Origin of the sequence: Paraburkholderia sp. (genome assembly GCF_049581445.1) — a bacterium.
GTDB lineage: Bacteria > Pseudomonadota > Gammaproteobacteria > Burkholderiales > Burkholderiaceae > Paraburkholderia.
The window spans coordinates 1-18,257 of the sequence record NZ_JBAURZ010000241.1 but is presented as its reverse complement, the minus strand read 5'-3'; the positions used below and the strand labels follow the sequence as shown (position 1 = coordinate 18,257).

Annotated in this window: 13 protein-coding genes, 1 tRNA gene and 1 pseudogene; all 15 read left to right on the top strand. The window is 58.5% G+C overall.

Features of this window, described 5'->3' with window-relative positions; genetic code table 11:
* Nucleotides 1-134, top strand: a pseudogene (gene tuf, locus WCA85_RS20890) (elongation factor Tu); the annotation flags it as partial.
* 64 nt (nt 135-198) lie between these two features.
* Nucleotides 199-274: transfer RNA gene (locus WCA85_RS20885), tRNA-Trp, on the top strand.
* 35 nt (nt 275-309) lie between these two features.
* The gene (gene secE, locus WCA85_RS20880; RefSeq protein ID WP_074262716.1) at nt 310-690 is read left to right on the top strand and encodes a preprotein translocase subunit SecE; all 381 of its coding nucleotides are present in this window, start codon (nt 310-312) and stop codon (nt 688-690) included.
* 1 nt (nt 691) lies between these two features.
* Nucleotides 692-1,249 carry a transcription termination/antitermination protein NusG gene (gene nusG, locus WCA85_RS20875; RefSeq protein ID WP_007180147.1) on the top strand — a complete coding sequence of 186 codons (558 nt, stop codon included), beginning with the start codon at nt 692-694 and terminating at the stop codon, nt 1,247-1,249.
* 163 nt (nt 1,250-1,412) lie between these two features.
* Entirely contained in the window at nt 1,413-1,844 is a 432-nt protein-coding gene (rplK, locus tag WCA85_RS20870) for a 50S ribosomal protein L11 (protein ID WP_424066777.1), read from the top strand.
* Nucleotides 1,845-2,543: a 50S ribosomal protein L1 gene (rplA, locus tag WCA85_RS20865; protein WP_424066776.1), complete on the top strand. Its 699-nt coding sequence runs from the start codon at nt 1,845-1,847 to the stop codon at nt 2,541-2,543. It begins immediately after the preceding gene.
* Between the two features lie 302 nt (nt 2,544-2,845).
* On the top strand, nt 2,846-3,349 hold the full coding sequence (gene rplJ / locus WCA85_RS20860; RefSeq protein WP_035554729.1) for a 50S ribosomal protein L10: 504 nt from the start codon (nt 2,846-2,848) through the stop codon (nt 3,347-3,349).
* Between the two features lie 63 nt (nt 3,350-3,412).
* The gene (gene rplL, locus WCA85_RS20855) at nt 3,413-3,784 is read left to right on the top strand and encodes a 50S ribosomal protein L7/L12 (protein WP_424066775.1); all 372 of its coding nucleotides are present in this window, start codon (nt 3,413-3,415) and stop codon (nt 3,782-3,784) included.
* Between the two features lie 369 nt (nt 3,785-4,153).
* Nucleotides 4,154-8,260 carry a DNA-directed RNA polymerase subunit beta gene (gene rpoB, locus WCA85_RS20850; protein WP_424066774.1) on the top strand — a complete coding sequence of 1,369 codons (4,107 nt, stop codon included), beginning with the start codon at nt 4,154-4,156 and terminating at the stop codon, nt 8,258-8,260.
* A 21-nt stretch (nt 8,261-8,281) separates the two neighbouring features.
* Entirely contained in the window at nt 8,282-12,520 is a 4,239-nt protein-coding gene (rpoC, locus tag WCA85_RS20845; RefSeq protein WP_424066773.1) for a DNA-directed RNA polymerase subunit beta', read from the top strand.
* A gap of 205 nt (nt 12,521-12,725) precedes the next feature.
* Complete coding sequence (gene recQ / locus WCA85_RS20840; RefSeq protein ID WP_424066772.1) at nt 12,726-14,573, top strand: DNA helicase RecQ; 1,848 nt, start codon at nt 12,726-12,728, stop codon at nt 14,571-14,573.
* A gap of 209 nt (nt 14,574-14,782) precedes the next feature.
* Complete coding sequence (rpsL, locus tag WCA85_RS20835) at nt 14,783-15,163, top strand: 30S ribosomal protein S12 (RefSeq protein ID WP_035935550.1); 381 nt, start codon at nt 14,783-14,785, stop codon at nt 15,161-15,163.
* A 193-nt stretch (nt 15,164-15,356) separates the two neighbouring features.
* Entirely contained in the window at nt 15,357-15,827 is a 471-nt protein-coding gene (gene rpsG, locus WCA85_RS20830; RefSeq protein ID WP_006053291.1) for a 30S ribosomal protein S7, read from the top strand.
* A gap of 131 nt (nt 15,828-15,958) precedes the next feature.
* Complete coding sequence (gene fusA / locus WCA85_RS20825) at nt 15,959-18,061, top strand: elongation factor G (protein ID WP_424066771.1); 2,103 nt, start codon at nt 15,959-15,961, stop codon at nt 18,059-18,061.
* 48 nt (nt 18,062-18,109) lie between these two features.
* Nucleotides 18,110-18,257: GTP-binding protein (locus WCA85_RS20820; protein WP_238272018.1), on the top strand; the 148-nt coding region annotated here is incomplete at its 3' end.

The window sequence follows — 18,257 nt, the reverse complement described above, 5'->3', positions numbered from 1 at the left end:
TCATGCCGGGCGACAACGTGTCGATCACGGTGAAGCTGATCAACCCGATCGCCATGGAAGAAGGTCTGCGCTTCGCCATCCGCGAAGGTGGCCGTACCGTCGGCGCAGGTGTCGTTGCCAAGATTCTCGAGTAAGCCAGCCAGTACTCGTTGAATTGAAGTTTCGGGGTTGGCGGTGTCGTCAACCCCAAAATGGTTTAGGGGTATAGCTCAACTGGCAGAGCGTCGGTCTCCAAAACCGAAGGTTGGGGGTTCGATTCCCTCTGCCCCTGCCAACTCTCGCGCCGTATATGGCGCTCGTTAAGGTGTTATGGCGAATCCTTCCGTCGAAACTGTAAATACTTCCGGCGACAAGCTGATGGTCGCAGCGGGTGTATTGTTGGTCTTGGCCGGGTTCGTGGGGTTCTTCTGGCTAGGTAGTCAGGAATGGTACGTCCGCGGAGCTGCCTTGGCTGTTGGCGTTATCGCGGGTGTTGCAGTCGGACTTCTCTCCGCGCCCGGTAAGGGTTTCATCGCATTCGCCAAGGACTCTTACAAAGAAGTCCGCAAGGTTGTGTGGCCGACTCGCAAAGAGGCGACGCAAACAACTCTCGTGGTGTTCGCGTTTGTATTCATCATGGCGGTGTTTCTCTGGATTTGCGATAAGTCCATAGAATGGGCGATTTTCTCGGCGATTCTGGGTTGGAAATGATATGAGTGATACTCCGGCATCCCCGAGTGGAAAACGTTGGTACGTCGTGCACGCCTACTCCGGCATGGAGAAGAGCGTGCAACGTGCGCTTCAGGAGCGCATCGAGCGTGCTGGCATGCAAGACCAGTTTGGCCAGATTCTGGTCCCAACTGAAGAGGTTGTAGAGGTCAAAGGCGGTCACAAGTCAGTGACGGAGCGGCGCTTCTTTCCCGGCTACGTGCTGGTGGAAATGGAAATGACCGATGAAACGTGGCACCTCGTGAAGAACACGGCAAAGGTGACCGGTTTCGTGGGCGGCGCGCGCAATCGTCCGAGCCCGATTTCGCCGCGAGAAGTCGAGAAGATCATGTCGCAGATGCAGGAAGGCGTTGAGAAGCCGCGCCCGAAGACCCTGTTCGAAGTTGGCGAGATGGTTCGGGTCAAGGACGGCCCGTTCACGGACTTCAACGGTAGCGTCGAGGAAGTGAACTACGAAAAATCGCGCGTCCGTGTATCTGTCACGATTTTCGGCCGGGCGACGCCGGTTGAGCTGGAATTCGGTCAAGTCGAAAAGTTGTAATCCAGATTTTGCGGCGCGCGCCAAGTGGTGCGCGCCGTATTTCGCGCTTACGGCCCGCGTGATGGCCGTTGAGGAGCGTCAGTAGTCAGCTTTAGGCGAACGCGCGCTACTACTCACTGAACACTCGCTTGTACCTGAGCGGTGTTCCAACGAGGTTTTCAAAATGGCAAAGAAAATCATCGGCTTTATCAAGCTGCAGATTCCTGCAGGTAAAGCCAACCCGTCGCCCCCGGTCGGTCCGGCCCTGGGCCAACGCGGTCTGAACATCATGGAGTTCTGCAAGGCGTTTAACGCGCAGACTCAAGCAATGGAACCGGGTCTTCCGATTCCGGTTGTGATCACCGCGTTCGCGGACAAGAGCTTCACGTTTGTCCTGAAGACGCCGCCGGCTACGGTTCTGATCAAGAAGGCAGCGAAGGTCGACAAGGGTTCGGCAAAGCCGCACACCGACAAGGTCGGCAAGATCACGCGCGCCCAAGCTGAAGACATCGCCAAGGCCAAGATGCCCGATCTGACGGCAGCTGACCTGGATGCAGCGGTCCGTACGATCGCTGGTAGCGCCCGTTCGATGGGCATCACCGTGGAGGGCGTGTAAATGGCTAAGCTTTCGAAGCGTCTGCAAGCATTTGCAAAAAAGGTTGATAGCCAAAAGCTGTACGCTATCGACGAAGCGCTGTCGCTCGTCAAAGAGTGCGCTAGCGCGAAGTTCGACGAGTCGATCGACGTTGCTGTGCAACTCGGCATCGACGCGAAGAAGTCGGACCAAGTGGTTCGTGGCTCCGTCGTGCTCCCGGCAGGTACCGGTAGGTCGGTTCGTGTGGCTGTGTTCGCCCAAGGCGAAAAGGCTGAGCAAGCCCGTGCAGCCGGCGCAGAGATCGTCGGTATGGAAGACCTTGCTGAGCAAGTCAAAGCCGGTAACCTGAACTTCGACATCGTGATCGCGTCCCCGGACACGATGCGTGTTGTCGGGACGCTGGGCCAGATCCTCGGCCCGCGCGGCCTGATGCCGAACCCGAAGGTCGGCACCGTGACGGCTGACGTCGCAACGGCTGTGAAGAACGCCAAGGCCGGTCAGGTTCAATTCCGTGTCGACAAAGCGGGTATCATCCACGCCACGATCGGCCGTGCTTCGTTCGAACCGACGGCTCTGCGCAGCAACTTGACCGCTCTCGTCGAAGCGCTGCAAAAGGCGAAGCCGGCAACGAGCAAGGGTGTTTACCTGCGTAAGGTCGCGTTGTCGAGCACGATGGGTGTTGGCGTTCGCGTCGACCAGGCATCGCTCGCAGCACAGTAAGAAAATTCATCGCCTTGATGTGAGTCGAGGCGGTTCTAAGGGCTTTGGGCGGTCGTGAGGTGGCAGTGTGCACCGAGCGACCGGTTGTCAAAGACCGTTGGTGGGAAAGCAGCAGGCAGGCTAACCCTTAATGTAAAGCCAACGCAGATGGCGAACCCGAAAAGGTTTTGAAGTGCTGAAACCGTTGGTTGTCCGTAGCGATGCGGCCAACGAGCGGCCGAAATACTCCTGACTGGTCGGACGCCGTTGTTGAACGCGATGCACAAGGCGCACGCCGCGTGTATCGAATCTGGAGGTTAACCGTGCCACTCAATAAAGAAAGCAAGCAGGCCGTCGTCGCTGAGGTTGCCGCGCAAGTCGCGAAAGCCCAGACCGTCGTTCTTGCTGAGTATCGTGGAATCGCGGTTGGCGATCTGACCAAGCTGCGCGCGAAAGCGCGTGAGCAACAGGTTTACCTTCGCGTGTTGAAAAACACACTGGCGCGTCGCGCTGTCGAAGGTACCCCGTTTGCTTCGCTGGCAGAGCAGATGACTGGTCCCCTGATCTACGGCATCTCGGAAGATGCAATTGCAGCTGCTAAGGTCGTCAACGACTTCGGCAAAACCAATGACAAGTTGATCATCAAGGCTGGTTCCTACGAAGGCAAGGTGATGGACAAGGCTGGCGTGCAAGCGCTGGCAAACATCCCGAGCCGCGAAGAACTGCTCTCCAAGCTGTTGTACGTTATGCAAGCACCTGTTTCTGGCTTTGCGCGCGCTCTGGCCGCGCTGGCAGAAAAGAAACAAGGCGAAGAAACCGCTGCGTAACGCACTTCGGTCGAGCGTGATTGATCGCTGGCTGTATCCGAATTCAATTTAGGAGTATTTCAAATGGCAATCGCAAAAGAAGACATCCTCGAGGCAGTAAGCTCGATGTCCGTTCTGGAACTGAACGAGCTGGTTAAGGCGTTCGAAGAAAAGTTTGGCGTGTCGGCAGCTGCTGTTGCAGTGGCAGGCCCGGCAGGCGCAGCTGCGGCTGTTGCTGAAGAGCAAACGGAATTCACCGTCAACCTGACGGAAATCGGCGCGAACAAGGTTTCGGTCATTAAGGCTGTTCGTGAACTGACGGGTCTCGGCCTGAAAGAAGCGAAGGACCTGGTTGACGGTGCACCGAAGCCTGTTAAGGAAGCGGTACCGAAGGCTGCTGCTGAAGAAGCCAAGAAAAAGCTGGAAGAAGCCGGCGCGAAAGCTGAAATCAAGTAACTTTCGGCGCGCTGTGCGAAGGCTGGCGGTTTTCCACCGCCGGCCTTTTTGTGCTTTGTGGGCGCTACGTTATTGCAGGGTTGTTCCGGCAAGAACGTAGCCCTAGAAGCCAAAGAAAACCGCCTTTCGGCAACATTGACCGGCGTTTCTCTTTGTCTTCTGAAGCGACTGCAGAAGGCAAGTTTGGTCGGGTAGCGGGCAACACAGGCATCCGCTGCCGTCAGCCAGCGGTTGGTAGCGGCCAACCACCAAGCTTCTAGGCTCGTTCAAGCCATCGGACGGCCATCGGGTCTCAGTCGGTGAACACTCGGGTTGTCTCATCAAGGTATCCTGCCTCGACAACAATGCCCGCCGTGATTCGGAGATCGTATGCAATATTCCTTCACCGAGAAGAAGCGTATTCGCAAGAGTTTCGCGAAACGCCCCATCGTTCACCAAGTACCTTTCCTGCTGGCTACCCAGCTTGAATCATTCAGCACGTTTCTGCAAGCCGATACGTCTTCGACGCAACGCAAGCCGGAAGGCCTGCAAGCGGCGTTTACGTCCGTTTTCCCCATCGTTTCCCATAACGGTTTCGCGCGTCTGGAATTCGTCAGCTACATGCTGTCGCCGCCGGCGTTCAACATCAAGGAATGTCAGCAGCGCGGTTTGACGTACTGCTCGGCACTTCGCGCGAAAGTGCGTCTGGTGCTGCTCGACAAAGAATCGCCGAGCAAGCCGGTCGTTAAGGAAGTGAAGGAACAGGAAGTGTACATGGGCGAAATTCCGCTCATGACGCCGACGGGTTCGTTCGTCATTAACGGTACGGAACGCGTGATCGTTTCGCAGTTGCACCGCTCGCCTGGTGTGTTCTTCGAACACGACAAGGGCAAGACGCATAGCTCGGGCAAGCTGCTGTTCTCGGCACGTATCATTCCTTACCGTGGTTCGTGGCTCGACTTCGAATTCGATCCGAAGGACGTGCTGTATTTCCGCGTTGACCGTCGCCGCAAGATGCCGGTCACGATCCTGCTGAAGGCTATCGGCCTGACGCCGGAACAGATCCTCGCAAACTTCTTCGTGTTCGACAATTTCACGCTGATGCCGGAAGGCGCTCAGATGGAATTCGTCCCGGAGCGTCTGCGTGGTGAAGTCGCACGCTTCGACATTTCGGACCGTGACGGCAACGTGATCGTCCAGAAGGACAAGCGGATCAACGCAAAGCACATTCGCGACCTCGAAAACGCGAAGACGAAGTTCATTTCGGTCCCTGAAGACTATTTGCTCGGTCGCGTGCTCGCGAAGAACGTCGTCGACGGCGACACCGGTGAAGTCATTGCTAACGCGAATGACGAAATCACTGAAACCGTCCTCGAAAAGCTGCGCGAAGCGAAGATCAAGGACATCCAGACGCTCTACACGAACGATCTGGATCAAGGTCCGTACATCTCGTCGACGCTGCGTATCGACGAAACGGCGGACAAGATGGCCGCACGTATCGCCATCTACCGCATGATGCGTCCGGGCGAACCGCCGACAGAAGAAGCAGTCGAGGCGCTGTTCAACCGTCTGTTCTACAGCGAAGACGCTTACGACCTCTCGAAGGTGGGTCGTATGAAGTTCAATCGTCGTGTGGGTCGCGACGAGATCATCGGACCGATGACGCTGCAAGACGACGACATCCTCGCGACGATCAAGATCCTGGTCGAACTGCGTAACGGCAAGGGCGAAGTGGATGACATCGACCACTTGGGCAATCGTCGTGTGCGTTGCGTCGGCGAACTGGCAGAGAACCAGTTCCGCGCGGGTCTCGTGCGTGTCGAACGTGCGGTGAAGGAACGTCTGGGTCAGGCTGAAAGCGAAAACCTGATGCCGCACGACCTGATCAACTCGAAGCCGATTTCGTCGGCGATTCGCGAGTTCTTCGGTTCGTCGCAGCTGTCGCAGTTTATGGACCAGACCAACCCGCTGTCGGAAATCACCCACAAGCGCCGTGTTTCGGCACTTGGCCCGGGCGGTTTGACGCGTGAGCGCGCTGGCTTTGAAGTCCGCGACGTGCACCCGACCCACTACGGCCGTGTGTGCCCGATTGAAACGCCGGAAGGTCCGAACATCGGCCTGATCAACTCGCTGGCTTTGTATGCCCACCTGAACGAATACGGCTTCCTCGAAACGCCGTATCGCAAGGTCGTGGACAGCAAGGTCACGGATCAGATCGACTATCTGTCGGCGATTGAAGAAGGCCGTTACGTGATCGCTCAGGCGAACGCGGCAGTGGCTGCTGATGGCTCGTTGACCGACGAACTGGTGTCGTCGCGTGAAGCTGGCGAAACGCTGATGGTCACGCCGGACCGCATCCAGTACATGGACGTGGCGCCGTCGCAGATCGTGTCGGTGGCAGCATCGCTGATTCCGTTCCTCGAGCACGATGACGCGAACCGCGCATTGATGGGTTCGAACATGCAGCGTCAGGCTGTGCCGTGTCTGCGTCCTGAAAAGGCCGTGGTCGGTACGGGTATCGAACGCACGGTGGCAGTCGACTCGGGTACGACGGTTCAGGCATTCCGCGGTGGCGTGGTGGACTACGTTGACGCAGGCCGTATGGTGATTCGTGTGAACGATGATGAAGCCGCTGCTGGCGACGTCGGCGTGGACATCTACAACCTGATCAAGTACACGCGTTCGAACCAGAACACGAACATCAACCAGCGCCCGATCGTGAAGGTCGGCGACATCGTGTCGCGCGGCGACGTGCTGGCTGATGGCGCATCGACCGACCTCGGCGAACTGGCGCTTGGCCAGAACATGCTGGTCGCGTTCATGCCGTGGAACGGCTACAACTTCGAAGACTCGATTTTGATCTCGGAGAAGGTGGTGGCGGACGACCGTTACACGTCGATTCACATCGAAGAACTGAACGTCGTAGCTCGCGATACGAAGCTCGGACCAGAAGAAATCACGCGCGACATCTCGAACCTGGCTGAAGTGCAACTCGGCCGTCTCGATGAGTCGGGCATTGTCTACATCGGCGCTGAAGTTGAAGCGGGCGACGTGCTGGTCGGTAAGGTCACGCCGAAGGGCGAAACCCAACTGACGCCGGAAGAAAAGCTGCTGCGCGCGATCTTCGGTGAGAAGGCTTCGGACGTGAAGGATACGTCGCTGCGCGTGCCCTCGGGCATGAGCGGCACGGTCATCGACGTGCAAGTGTTCACGCGTGAAGGCATCCAGCGCGACAAGCGCGCTCAGCAGATCATCGACGATGAACTGAAGCGTTATCGCCTCGACCTGAACGACCAGTTGCGTATCGTGGAAGGCGACGCCTTCCAACGTCTCGCACGTATGCTGGACGGCAAGGTCGCGAACGGCGGTCCGAAGAAGCTCGCCAAGGGTACGAAGATCGACCAGGCTTACCTGCAAGATCTGGATCACTACCACTGGTTCGACATCCGCCTCGCGGACGAAGAAGCAGCGGCACAGCTCGAAGCTATCAAGGACTCGATCGAACAGAAGCGTCACCAGTTCGATCTGGCGTTCGAAGAAAAGCGCAAGAAGCTCACCCAAGGCGACGAACTGCCGCCGGGCGTGCTGAAGATGGTCAAGGTGTATCTGGCTGTGAAGCGTCGCCTGCAGCCTGGCGACAAGATGGCCGGCCGTCACGGTAACAAGGGCGTGGTGTCGAAGATCGTTCCGATCGAAGACATGCCGTACATGGCCGATGGCCGTCCGGCTGACGTCGTGCTGAATCCGCTCGGCGTGCCGTCACGGATGAACGTGGGTCAGGTTCTCGAAGTGCATCTGGGTTGGGCCGCGAAGGGTCTCGGCTGGCGTATCGGCGAAATGCTCCAGCGTCAGGCGAAGATTGCAGAACTGCGCGAATTCCTGACCAAGATCTACAACGAGTCGGGCCGCGCTGAAGAGCTGGACAGCTTCACGGACGACGAGATCGTCGAATTGGCGAAGAACCTGCGCGAAGGCGTTCCGTTTGCTACGCCGGTGTTCGACGGTGCGACGGAAGAAGAAATGTCGCGCGCGCTGGATCTGGCCTTCCCGGACGACATCGCGAAGAACCTCGGCATGACGCCGTCGAAGAATCAGGTTCGCCTGTACGACGGTCGCACGGGCGAGATGTTCGAGCGTACGGTCACGGTCGGCTACATGCACTACCTGAAACTGCACCACTTGGTCGACGACAAGATGCACGCGCGCTCCACGGGCCCGTACTCGCTCGTTACGCAGCAGCCGTTGGGCGGTAAGGCGCAGTTCGGTGGCCAGCGTTTCGGTGAAATGGAAGTGTGGGCGCTCGAAGCGTATGGCGCATCGTACGTGCTGCAGGAAATGCTGACGGTGAAGTCGGACGACGTGACCGGCCGGACCAAGGTTTACGAGAACCTGGTCAAGGGCGATCACGTGATCGATGCAGGCATGCCGGAATCCTTCAACGTGTTGGTGAAGGAAATCCGCTCGCTCGGTATCGACATCGACCTCGACCGCAACTAATCGGACTACGGAGAGAAGGCAATGAAAGCTCTGCTCGATCTATTCAAGCAAGTCCAACAACCCGAAGTTTTTGACGCGATCAAGATCGGTCTGGCGTCGCCAGACAAGATCCGTTCGTGGTCGTTCGGCGAAGTGAAGAAGCCGGAAACCATCAACTACCGGACGTTCAAGCCGGAACGCGATGGTCTGTTCTGCGCGAAGATCTTCGGGCCGATCAAAGACTACGAATGCCTTTGCGGCAAGTACAAGCGCCTGAAGCACCGTGGCGTGATCTGCGAGAAGTGCGGCGTCGAAGTGACGCTGGCGAAGGTGCGTCGCGAACGGATGGGCCACATTGAGCTGGCCTCCCCGGTCGCTCACATCTGGTTCCTGAAGTCGCTGCCGTCGCGGCTGGGCATGGTGCTCGACATGACGCTGCGCGACATCGAACGCGTGCTGTACTTCGAAGCATATGTGGTGATCGATCCGGGTATGACGCCGCTGAAAGCGCGTCAGATCATGACGGAAGAGGATTACTACAACAAGGTCGAAGAGTACGGTGACGAATTCCGTGCCGAGATGGGCGCGGAAGGCGTTCGCGAGCTGCTGCGCGCGATCAACATCGACGAACAGGTCGAGATGCTCCGTACCGAACTCAAGAACACGGGTTCGGAAGCGAAGATCAAGAAGTACGCGAAGCGCCTGAAGGTGCTCGAGGCTTTCCAGCGTTCGGGCATCAAGCCTGACTGGATGGTGCTCGAAGTGCTGCCGGTGCTGCCGCCGGAACTGCGTCCGCTGGTGCCGCTGGATGGCGGCCGCTTCGCGACGTCGGACCTGAACGACCTGTATCGCCGCGTGATCAACCGTAACAACCGGTTGAAGCGTCTGCTCGAACTGAAGGCGCCTGAAATCATCGTCCGCAACGAAAAGCGGATGCTGCAGGAAGCCGTCGATTCGCTGCTTGACAACGGTCGTCGCGGTAAGGCTATGACCGGCGCGAACAAGCGTCCGCTGAAGTCGCTCGCTGACATGATCAAGGGTAAGGGCGGTCGTTTCCGTCAGAACTTGCTCGGTAAGCGTGTTGACTACTCGGGCCGTTCGGTGATCGTGGTTGGCCCGACGCTGAAGCTGCATCAGTGCGGTTTGCCGAAGCTGATGGCGCTCGAACTTTTCAAGCCGTTCATCTTCAACAAGCTCGAAGTGATGGGTGTTGCTACCACCATCAAGGCTGCGAAGAAGGAAGTCGAGAACCAGACGCCGGTGGTGTGGGACATCCTCGAAGAGGTGATCCGCGAACATCCGGTCATGCTGAACCGTGCGCCGACGCTGCACCGTCTTGGCATTCAGGCTTTCGAGCCGGTGCTGATCGAAGGTAAGGCAATCCAACTGCACCCGCTCGTTTGCGCGGCGTTCAACGCCGACTTCGACGGTGACCAGATGGCTGTTCACGTGCCGCTGTCGCTGGAAGCGCAGATGGAAGCGCGCACGCTGATGCTGGCGTCGAACAACGTCCTGTTCCCGGCCAACGGCGATCCGTCGATCGTGCCGTCGCAGGATATCGTGCTCGGTCTGTACTACGCGACCCGCGAAGCTGTGAACGCCAAGGGCGAAGGCCTGACGTTCACCGGCGTTTCGGAAGCGCTGCGTGCATACGAGAACAAGGAAGTCGAGCTCGCCTCGCGCGTCAACGTGCGGATCACTGAAATGGTCCACAACGAAGACAAGTCGGAAGGCGCTCCGGCGTTCGTGCCGAAGATCACGCTGTATGCAACGACCGTCGGCCGTTCGATTCTGTCGGAAATTCTGCCGCCGGGCCTGCCGTTCTCGGTGCTGAACAAGCCGCTGAAGAAGAAAGAAATTTCGCGTCTGATCAACACCGCGTTCCGCAAGTGCGGTCTGCGTGAAACGGTGATTTTCGCCGATCAGTTGATGCAGTCGGGTTTCCGTCTGGCAACGCGCGCTGGCATCTCGATCTGCGTCGACGACATGCTCGTGCCGCCGCAGAAGGAAACCATCGTCGGCGACGCCGCGAAGAAGGTGAAGGAATACGACCGTCAGTACATGTCGGGTCTGGTCACATCGCAAGAGCGCTACAACAACGTGGTCGACATCTGGTCGGCGACGTCGGAAGCGGTCGGCAAGGCGATGATGGAGCAGCTCTCGACGGAGCCGGTGGTCGATCGCGACGGCAACCAGACGCGTCAAGAGTCGTTCAACTCCATCTACATGATGGCGGACTCGGGTGCTCGTGGTTCCGCTGTTCAGATTCGTCAGCTGGCCGGTATGCGTGGCCTGATGGCGAAGCCGGACGGCTCGATCATCGAGACGCCGATTACGGCGAACTTCCGCGAAGGCCTGAACGTGTTGCAGTACTTCATCTCGACCCACGGTGCACGTAAGGGTCTGGCTGATACGGCACTGAAAACGGCAAACTCGGGTTACCTGACGCGTCGTCTGGTCGACGTGACGCAGGATCTGGTGGTGGTCGAGGACGATTGCGGTACGTCCAACGGCGTCGCCATGAAGGCGTTGGTCGAAGGCGGTGAAGTCGTCGAAGCACTGCGTGACCGTATCCTCGGTCGTGTCGCGGTGGCAGACGTCGTCAATCCGGAATCGCAAGAGACGCTGTACGAAACGGGCACCCTGCTCGACGAAGATGCGGTCGAAGAAATCGAACGCCTCGGCATCGACGAAGTGCGCGTACGTACGCCGCTGACTTGCGAAACGCGTTACGGTCTGTGCGCAGCCTGCTACGGCCGCGACCTGGGTCGTGGCTCGTCGGTCAACGTCGGTGAAGCAGTCGGCGTGATCGCTGCTCAGTCGATCGGTGAACCGGGCACGCAGCTTACGATGCGTACGTTCCACATCGGTGGCGCGGCGTCACGTGCGGCAATAGCTTCGTCGGTTGAAGCGAAGTCGAACGGTACGGTGCGTTTCACAGCAACGATGCGTTACGTCACCAACGCGAAGGGCGAGCAGATCGTCATCTCGCGTTCGGGTGAAGCGATGATTACGGACGACCACGGTCGCGAGCGCGAACGTCACAAGGTGCCGTACGGCGCGACGCTGTTGCAACTGGACGGGGCGCAGATCAAGGCTGGCACGCAACTGGCGACGTGGGATCCGCTGACGCGTCCGATCATCACCGAGTGGGGCGGTACGGTGAAGTTCGAAAACGTCGAAGAAGGCGTGACGGTTGCGAAGCAGATTGACGATGTGACGGGTCTGTCCACGCTGGTCGTGATCGACGTGAAGCGTCGTGGCTCGCAAGCGGCGAAGACGGTGCGTCCGCAGGTCAAGCTGCTCGATGTGAACGGCGACGAAGTGAAGATCCCGAACACCGAGCACTCGGTGCAGATCGGCTTCCAGGTTGGCGCACTGATCACCGTGAAGGATGGTCAGCAGGTGCAGGTCGGTGAAGTGCTGGCACGTATCCCGGTTGAATCGCAGAAGACGCGTGACATTACCGGTGGTCTGCCGCGTGTGGCCGAACTGTTCGAAGCACGCTCGCCGAAGGACGCCGGCATTCTCGCGGAAGTCACGGGCACGACGTCGTTCGGTAAGGACACGAAGGGCAAGCAGCGTCTCGTTATCACGGACCTCGAAGGCAATCAGCACGAGTTCCTGATCGCGAAGGAAAAGCAGGTTCTGGTGCACGATGGTCAGGTCGTCAACAAGGGCGAAATGATTGTCGACGGTCCTGCGGATCCGCACGACATCTTGCGTCTGCAAGGTATCGAAGCGCTGTCGCGTTACATCGTGGACGAAGTGCAGGACGTGTACCGTCTGCAGGGCGTGAAGATCAACGACAAGCACATTGAAGTGATTGTTCGTCAGATGCTGCGTCGCGTGCAGATTACGGACAACGGCGATACGCGTTTCATCCCGGGCGAACAGGTCGAGCGGTCGGATATGCTCGACGAGAACGACCGTATGATCGCGGAAGACAAGCGTCCGGCAACGTACGAAAACGTCCTGCTCGGTATCACGAAGGCTTCGTTGTCGACCGATTCGTTCATCTCTGCAGCGTCGTTCCAGGAAACGACCCGCGTGCTGACCGAAGCGGCGATCATGGGCAAGCGCGACGACCTGCGTGGTCTGAAGGAAAACGTGATCGTCGGCCGTCTGATTCCGGCCGGTACGGGTCTCGCGTTCCACAAGGCACGCAAGAGCAAGGAACTGTCCGACCGCGAGCGTTTCGATCAGATCGCAGCGGAAGAGTCGTTCGAATTCGGTACGCCGGAAACACCGGCCGCCGAACAGCAGCACTCAGGCGAGTAAGTCCCGGCGGCGCAAGCCGCTTGGGCTGACCAGCCAGCGAAGCCGCTCAGTTTCGACTGAGCGGCTTTTTTTATGCGTCGCGTCATTGATGCGCTTTGCCGAGGCTTCATCGGCCAAATGGCTAACGTTGCATCAAAGCGCGGGCGCAGCACGAATGCGTTGGTAAAATTCGTGTCACCGGCATCACGCTGCTTCTCTCCAATTCATGTCCCGTCCGCTCGAAATCCTCAACGAAGTTTTCGGTTACCCCGCGTTCAGAGGGCAACAGGGCGAAATTGTCGAGCACGTCTCTGGTGGTGGAGATTGCCTTGTCCTGATGCCGACGGGCGGTGGCAAATCGCTGTGCTATCAGATTCCGTCGCTAGTCCGCCGTGAGTCGGGGCTTGGCGCCGGGATTGTCGTGTCGCCGCTTATTGCGCTGATGCAGGATCAGGTCGCGGCGCTCAAGGAGGTAGGTGTTCGTGCGGCTTATCTGAATTCAACCTTGTCTGGTGCGGAAGCCGCGGCGACTGAGCGTGCGTTACGCGAGGGCGAGATCGATCTGCTGTACGTGGCGCCGGAACGGTTGATGACAACCCGCTTCCAGGAGTTGCTTGAGCGCACGCGTATCGGCCTTTTCGCGATCGACGAAGCGCACTGTGTGTCGCAATGGGGGCACGACTTCCGGCCGGAATATATCCAGTTATCGGTGCTGCACGAGCGTTTCCCGAACGTGCCGCGCATTGCGCTCACTGCCACCGCTGATGCCATCACGCGTGACGAAATCATCCACCGGTTGGCGCTGGATGACGCGCGCGTATTCGTTTCCAGTTTCGATCGCCCGAACATCCGGTATCGCATCGTAGAAAAGGACAACGCGCGCACCCAGTTGCTCGATTTCATTCGCGCTGAACACACTCGACCAGACGGCACGACCGATGCTGGCGTGGTCTATTGCCTGTCGCGCCGTAAGGTTGAGGAAACCGCGGAGTGGCTCAAAGAGAAGGGGATGCGGGCGCTGCCTTATCACGCCGGGATGGAGTTTGAGATCCGCCAGAAGCACCAGGAGATGTTTCAGCGCGAGGAAGGGGTTGTCATGTGCGCAACCATTGCGTTCGGCATGGGGATCGACAAGCCGGACGTGCGCTTTGTGGCTCACCTCGATTTGCCGAAAAGCGTGGAGGGCTATTACCAGGAAACGGGGCGCGCTGGGCGTGACGGTATGCCGGCGAACGCATGGATGGCTTACGGCCTCGGCGACGTGGTGCAACAACGCAAGATGATCGAAGAGTCGGACGCCGACGACGCGCATAAGCGTGTTCAAACCGGCAAGCTCGACGCGCTACTGGGCCTGTGCGAGGCCGCCACCTGCCGGCGCGTACGACTGCTCAACTACTTCGGCGAAGCCAGCCAGCCGTGTGGTAACTGCGATACGTGTCTCGAACCTCCCGACACCTGGGAGGCTACGCGCGAGGCTCAAATGGCGCTCTCGTGCGTGTTCCGCGCGCAGCGAGCGAGCGGGTTTCACTTCGGGGCCGGGCATCTGATTGACATCTTGCGGGGCAATCGCAGCGAGAAGATCCTTCAACGCGGCCACGAAAAGCTTACAACGTTTGGGATCGGTGCGGCGCTAGGGGAGCCCGAATGGCGTGCCATATTCAGACAACTCGTTGCATTTGGTTATTTGAGCGTCGATCACGAAGGCTTTGGCTCCCTGGTGCTTACCGAAGCGAGCAAGGCGGTGCTCAAAGGTGCGCAAAACGTGACGATGCGGCGTTACGTGAAACCGACGCGCTCGCGCCAATCTTCGGGGCGCACCAGCGAACGGGCGGACCCAACCCTCGGCATGGGGCCGCGAGAGCGAGCCCGTTGGGATCGGCTGCGCGCATGGCGAACCGAGACAGCGAAGACCGACGGCGTGCCAGCTTATGTGATTTTTCACGACGCTACCTTGGCGGAAATTGCCCGCAACGGGCCTGGCTCGATCGAAGACTTGCGCCACATTCCGGGCATGGGGGCGCGCAAGCTTGACCGCTTCGGCTGGGCACTACTGGAAGTTGTTAGTGCCGATTAGGCGATTGACGGGTCGATGAGCATCGAATCCTTGCAAGCTGTTGACTCGCTTAGCCTTTTCGGAATATTATGCTAGGTTCCGGTTCTTGGAATGTCGCCGAGCGGGGTTAACTCGCGCGCGGACAAACCGCTCCGGAAGTTCGATGCGCAATCGCTTCTGCTTTGCCCAGAAAGATATGCGTCGATTTTGTTCAATTTCAGGAATAAACAATGCCAACCATCAATCAACTGGTTCGCAAAGGCCGCGCTTCGGAAACAGTGAAGAGCAAGAGCCCGGCTTTGCAGGACTGCCCCCAGCGTCGCGGCGTGTGCACCCGTGTGTACACCACGACGCCTAAGAAGCCGAATTCGGCACTTCGTAAGGTCGCCAAGGTGCGCCTGACGAACGGCTTCGAAGTCATTTCGTACATCGGTGGTGAAGGCCACAACCTGCAGGAACACTCGGTCGTGCTGATTCGCGGCGGTCGTGTGAAAGACTTGCCGGGTGTGCGTTACCACATGGTTCGCGGCTCGCTGGACACCCAGGGCGTCAAGGATCGTAAGCAAGCTCGCTCGAAGTACGGCGCGAAGCGTGCCAAGGCTGGCAAGTAATTAGTCGGTCAGTGTAGTTTCAGGTCGCCCGTAAAGGCGGTAATAGCGGTGGTGCCGGATTCGCCGGTGCTGTCGAGTAAGTGGTCACCCGACCGGGCTGGTAAGTCGTAATAGATGAATCGGGTTAGTTGGTGGCCGCGGGGCTGAATGCATACAAACGCACAGCTCCAACTGAAAAAGTAAAGGAAGAAACATGCCGCGTCGTCGCGAAGTCCCCAAGCGGGAAGTGTTGCCGGATCCGAAGTTCGGTAACGTAGATGTAGCCAAGTTCATGAACGTGCTGATGCTCTCTGGCAAGAAGTCGGTTGCCGAGCGTATCGTGTACGGCGCTTTTGAACAGATCCAGACCAAGGGTGGCAAGGACCCGCTGGAAGTGTTCACGGTGGCGCTCAACAACGTCAAGCCGGTGGTCGAAGTGAAGAGCCGCCGCGTTGGTGGTGCGAACTATCAGGTTCCGGTCGAAGTGCGTCCGTCGCGTCGTATGGCATTGGCGATGCGTTGGTTGCGTGAAGCCGCGAAGAAGCGCAGCGAAAAGTCGATGGCCCTGCGTCTGGCAGGTGAACTCTCCGAAGCGGCCGAAGGCCGTGGCGGCGCGATGAAGAAGCGCGACGAAGTTCACCGGATGGCAGAAGCCAACAAGGCGTTCTCGCATTTCCGTTTCTAAGCTTCCCGATCCGGGTTAGCTGAGGAATCGGAAAGAAATTCCGGGCGGGTGCGCTTATAAAGCGCCTCGCCCGTTTGTGTTACAGCGCGATGGGCATTTCTCGCATCGCGTCATCCCCATAGAGGATCAAAGTGGCTCGCAAGACACCTATCGAGCGCTACCGCAACATCGGTATTAGCGCTCACATCGACGCCGGCAAAACGACGACGACCGAGCGCATCCTGTTTTACACCGGCGTGAATCACAAGATTGGTGAAGTTCACGACGGCGCTGCCACCATGGACTGGATGGAGCAGGAGCAGGAACGCGGTATTACCATTACGTCCGCTGCTACCACGGCCTTCTGGAAAGGCATGGCAGGCGACCGCGCTGAGCACCGCATCAACATCATCGACACCCCGGGCCACGTTGACTTCACGATTGAAGTTGAACGCTCGATGCGCGTGCTCGACGGCGCATGCATGGTGTACTGCGCAGTGGGCGGCGTGCAGCCGCAGTCGGAAACTGTGTGGCGCCAGGCTAACAAGTACAAGGTTCCCCGTCTCGCGTTCATCAACAAGATGGACCGTACCGGCGCGAACTTCTTCAAGGTCTACGACCAACTGAAGCTGCGTCTGAAGGCGAACCCGGTTCCGGTCGTGGTGCCTATCGGTGCAGAAGAAAACTTCACGGGCGTCGTCGATCTGCTGAAGATGAAGGCGATCATTTGGGATGAAGCGTCCCAAGGCACGAAGTTCTCGTACGAAGAGATTCCGGCTGAACTCGTTGACACGTGCAACGAGTGGCGCGAAAAGATGGTCGAAGCTGCCGCTGAATCGAGCGAAGAGCTCATGAACAAGTACCTCGAAGAAGGCGAACTGTCGGAAGCGGAAATCGTCAAGGGGCTGCGCGACCGTACGATCGCTTGCGAAATCCAGCCGATGCTGTGCGGTACCGCGTTCAAGAACAAGGGCGTGCAACGGATGCTGGACGCCGTGCTCGACTTCCTGCCGTCGCCGATCGACATCCCGCCGGTTACCGGCGAGCTGGAAAACGGTGAAAAGGGTGAGCGCCGCGCCGCCGACGACGAAAAGTTCTCGGCACTGGCATTCAAGATCATGACCGACCCGTTCGTTGGCCAATTGATCTTCTTCCGTGTGTATTCGGGCATCGTGAAGTCTGGCGACACCGTGCTGAACGCGACCAAGGACAAGAAGGAACGTCTGGGCCGAATTCTGCAGATGCATGCGAACCAGCGCGAAGAAATCAAGGAAGTCTGCGCAGGGGACATCGCTGCAGCGGTTGGCTTGAAGGACGCAACGACCGGCGACACGCTGTGCGATCCGCAAAGCCCGATCGTGCTCGAACGCATGATTTTCCCGGAGCCGGTGATTTCGCAGGCTGTTGAGCCGAAGACGAAGCCCGACCAGGAAAAGATGGGTCTGGCGCTGAACCGTCTGGCCCAGGAAGATCCGTCGTTCCGCGTTCAAACGGACGAAGAATCGGGTCAAACCATTATTTCGGGTATGGGCGAGCTCCACCTGGAAATTCTGGTCGACCGGATGAAGCGTGAGTTCGGCGTCGAAGCAACGGTCGGCAAGCCGCAAGTGGCTTACCGCGAGACGATTCGCGGCAAGGCGGAAGACGTCGACGGCAAGTTCGTCAAGCAGTCGGGTGGTCGCGGCCAGTATGGTCACGCGGTCATTACGCTTGAGCCGAACGAGCAAGGTAAGGGCTACGAGTTCCTGGACGAAATCAAGGGCGGTGTGATTCCGCGTGAATACATCCCGGCAGTCGACAAGGGTATCCAGGAAACGCTGAAGGCTGGTGTGCTGGCAGGCTTCCCGGTCGTTGACGTGAAGGTTCACCTGACGTTCGGTTCGTACCACGACGTTGACTCGAACGAAAATGCGTTCCGCATGGCCGGTTCGATGGCGTTCAAGGAAGCAATGCGCAAGGCGCAACCGGTCATCCTCGAACCGATGATGGCGGTGGAAGTCGAAACGCCGGAAGACTACATGGGCAACGTGATGGGCGACCTGTCGGGCCGTCGCGGTATTGTTCAGGGCATGGAAGACATGATTGGCGGCGGCAAGATCGTTCGCGCTGAAGTTCCGCTGTCGGAAATGTTCGGCTATTCGACGTCGCTGCGTTCGCTCAGTCAAGGTCGTGCAACGTACACGATGGAGTTCAAGCACTACTCCGAAGCACCGCGTAACGTGTCGGAAGCGATCATCAACGCCAAGTCGAAGTAATCGCGCGGCAAAGTCATTCAACGATTAACTTTTTGAAAGAAGAGAAACATGGCTAAAGGTAAATTCGAACGGACCAAGCCGCACGTGAACGTCGGCACGATCGGTCACGTTGACCACGGCAAGACCACGCTGACGGCAGCGATCACGACGGTTCTGACCGCGAAGTTTGGCGGCGAAGCGAAGGCGTATGACCAGA

What these genes read in the sequence shown, in the direction of transcription:
- rpoC (WP_424066773.1), top strand. Translation starts at nt 8,282, where the DNA reads ATGAAAGCTCTGCTCGATCTATTCAAGCAAGTCCAACAACCCGAAGTT.
- rpoB (WP_424066774.1), top strand. Translation starts at nt 4,154, where the DNA reads ATGCAATATTCCTTCACCGAGAAGAAGCGTATTCGCAAGAGTTTCGCG.
- nusG (WP_007180147.1), top strand. Translation starts at nt 692, where the DNA reads ATGAGTGATACTCCGGCATCCCCGAGTGGAAAACGTTGGTACGTCGTG.
- rplL (WP_424066775.1), top strand. Translation starts at nt 3,413, where the DNA reads ATGGCAATCGCAAAAGAAGACATCCTCGAGGCAGTAAGCTCGATGTCC.
- rpsL (WP_035935550.1), top strand. Translation starts at nt 14,783, where the DNA reads ATGCCAACCATCAATCAACTGGTTCGCAAAGGCCGCGCTTCGGAAACA.
- recQ (WP_424066772.1), top strand. Translation starts at nt 12,726, where the DNA reads ATGTCCCGTCCGCTCGAAATCCTCAACGAAGTTTTCGGTTACCCCGCG.
- rplK (WP_424066777.1), top strand. Translation starts at nt 1,413, where the DNA reads ATGGCAAAGAAAATCATCGGCTTTATCAAGCTGCAGATTCCTGCAGGT.
- secE (WP_074262716.1), top strand. Translation starts at nt 310, where the DNA reads ATGGCGAATCCTTCCGTCGAAACTGTAAATACTTCCGGCGACAAGCTG.
- rplA (WP_424066776.1), top strand. Translation starts at nt 1,845, where the DNA reads ATGGCTAAGCTTTCGAAGCGTCTGCAAGCATTTGCAAAAAAGGTTGAT.
- rpsG (WP_006053291.1), top strand. Translation starts at nt 15,357, where the DNA reads ATGCCGCGTCGTCGCGAAGTCCCCAAGCGGGAAGTGTTGCCGGATCCG.